The following is a 1,786-nucleotide window of genomic DNA, read 5'->3' as shown; positions in this document are numbered from 1 at the left end:
GGCGAAGGACCAGTCGGATTTGCTTTCCCAGTATGCTTGGGGGAACTGGTGCTGGATGTAGAACAGCCACACTCCCATGCTTGCTGCGAAGAGCAGGGTCGGCAGGAACACCGCCAGCGTCACTCCGAAGCCGACCAACCATACTGGCACAGCGAGGATTGCGAGAGTGGCAAGGTTCGTTCCCAGGGCGCTGATCCAGAACTTCCAGCCCTCCTTCATCAATCCCACGGGCAGGCGGTGGCGCAGGAGAAAGAGATAGGCGGGGCCAAAACCAAGTAACGTCAAAGGGTGGCGGTAAAGGCGATAGCCGAGCCGCTGGGTCCTCGATCTTTCGCAATACTCGCGCACCGTCAGCGTATCGACATCGCCAAAGCCGCGTTTGTCGAGGTTGCCAGTCATGGCGTGATGACGCGCGTGGCTGAGGCTCCAGCAATCATAGGGCGTGAGCGTGAAGACGCCCAGCATCCGCCCGAACCAGTCATTGCTCGCGCGATTCCGCAGGAAGGATCCATGGCCGCAATCGTGCTGGATGATGAAGAGCCTCAGTAGGAACAGTCCAGCGAGCGGAGTAAGCGCGAGGGCGAACAGGTAACCCGCGTCCGCGGCTGCGATAATCGCGGCGAACAGTCCGAGAAAGGGGAACAGCGTGATGCAAAGCTCCCGCAGGCTGCGCCCTGGCTGGGGATCGCGGAACACCTGAAGGTCGCGCATTAACTGACGAGGGTCGGGCATGGCGGGTCGGACAGTTGCCGAGGCCGCTTCAGAACAGGAAACACTCACTCTCGATCCGCTAATGTTGCATCTTGCGATTGTCACGCAGGATCGACTGTGATGAGAAAGGACGCTGGCTCGTTGACTGGCGGCTTTCCATGTATCCCAAGCCGAAAGCGGACTGTCCACTCACGGCCCAACTCCGGTCATTCCCGCCGCTCTGATCTTCGTATCCACAGGATTCATACCTCTGGGTGTAGGTATATCGAACCTGCTCCCATTCGACCGACCGCCCGTTGCGTAATTCGCAACCGCCGGAACGCAAACGGTTCAGTCGCTGCCGTTAACCTTCGCCAGTGACGAAGCGTTAAGTTATTCGCGCCAAAACCGTTATGCTCAGGGCGATCGACCGACGAAGATAGCTCCTGATTGGCGATGCCGGATCGCCTATGGACGATCCGGCGCACCATGAGATTTGGGCCGCCTGGGCGAGATGAGGCAGGTCGAAGGTGTCACCCCGCTCCCACTGTTCGGCTTGGATCCCGATAAGTCGGTTGTAGGCCCTCACCATGTCGCCATCTGCCGCTTCGAAGGTCGATGCTGGTGCATCGGTAATGTGGTGCAGATTGAGCGCATGGTCGAACCAGTACGCGCCCAGGTTGAAACCGTCTGGCACGAGGGTCGCGCGGTCGTCTTCGCCAGTCAAACAGAGCATGCAGCTCTCGATGTAGTGCATCCCCCCTCCCATCTGTGCGGCCAAGCCGATTTGCGGAACCGTCGGGCACTCTGCAGACTGATGAACCCAGATGAGCGGACGGCCGGTTGTCTGAACCCGGGAAGCGAACTGCATCAGGCCGAAAGCGTGTGGAGCCGACCCGCTCAGCATGATGTCCACCTTGTCTCGGAATTCAGTGAAGCGTCCGGGCCGGCCGCCCAGCAGGTGTGCAACGGCGGCGAGGTAGTTGGCGATGCGCTTCTGTTGTTCGATCTCAGTCATCTCAAGTCTCCATAGGCCGCGGGGATCGCGTGCCCTTTTCCGCTCTCTTCCAGAGAGCCACCTCCTTTCGTTCTAAAA

The 1,786-nt window shown here is 59.7% G+C and carries 2 protein-coding genes; both read right to left on the bottom strand.

Annotated elements, in window-relative coordinates; translation table 11 throughout:
- The coding region (locus GRI55_RS14810) for a fatty acid desaturase (RefSeq protein ID WP_160767640.1) at nt 1-732 on the bottom strand (732 nt) is incomplete at its 3' end.
- 346 nt (nt 733-1,078) lie between these two features.
- Entirely contained in the window at nt 1,079-1,708 is a 630-nt protein-coding gene (locus GRI55_RS14805; RefSeq protein ID WP_063512184.1) for a hypothetical protein, read from the bottom strand.
- Between the last annotated feature and the right edge of the window lie 78 nt (nt 1,709-1,786).

It is taken from the genome of Qipengyuania citrea, assembly GCF_009828015.1.
In the GTDB taxonomy this organism is placed as follows: Bacteria; Pseudomonadota; Alphaproteobacteria; order Sphingomonadales; family Sphingomonadaceae; genus Qipengyuania; species Qipengyuania citrea.
Note: the sequence above shows the minus strand (reverse complement) of the source record. Positions and strands in the feature narration are given on the sequence as shown.

What these genes read in the sequence shown, in the direction of transcription:
- GRI55_RS14805 (WP_063512184.1), bottom strand. Translation starts at nt 1,708, where the DNA reads ATGACTGAGATCGAACAACAGAAGCGCATCGCCAACTACCTCGCCGCC.